1 rRNA gene is annotated in these 506 nt (G+C 60.4%); it reads left to right on the top strand.

Going from position 1 to position 506, the window contains the following annotated elements:
• A 16S ribosomal RNA gene (locus DCC82_RS17165) occupies positions 1-275 on the top strand; the annotation flags it as partial.
• Between the last annotated feature and the right edge of the window lie 231 nt (positions 276-506).

The following is a 506-nucleotide window of genomic DNA, read 5'->3' as shown; positions in this document are numbered from 1 at the left end:
GGGGGAGCGAATCCCAAAAAGCCGCTCTCAGTTCGGATTGCAGGCTGCAACTCGCCTGCATGAAGCCGGAATCGCTAGTAATCGCGGATCAGCATGCCGCGGTGAATACGTTCCCGGGCCTTGTACACACCGCCCGTCACACCACGAGAGCTTGCAACACCCGAAGTCGGTGAGGTAACCCGTAAGGGAGCCAGCCGCCGAAGGTGGGGCAAGTGATTGGGGTGAAGTCGTAACAAGGTAGCCGTACCGGAAGGTGCGGCTGGATCACCTCCTTTCTAAGGANCAAGGTAGCCGTACCGGAAGGTGCGGCTGGATCACCTCCTTTCTAAGGATGATACGAAAAGCGAAGGCGACTGGTTAGCCCCGACAGGCGCTGGAGGGCTCGCGAGGAGGCTGTTGCCGCCGCAGCGAGACCGAAGCGGCCCGAGGGGCTAGGAGCCGAAGCTAGACAGTACGAAAAGCGGAAGCGCCGCGATCAGCTCTCGAAGCCAAATGTTCTTCACCCG

Source organism: Geobacillus sp. LYN3 (assembly GCF_003064505.1).
GTDB classification, from domain to species: Bacteria; Bacillota; Bacilli; order Bacillales; family Anoxybacillaceae; genus Parageobacillus_B; species Parageobacillus_B toebii.
Note: the sequence above shows the minus strand (reverse complement) of the source record. Positions and strands in the feature narration are given on the sequence as shown.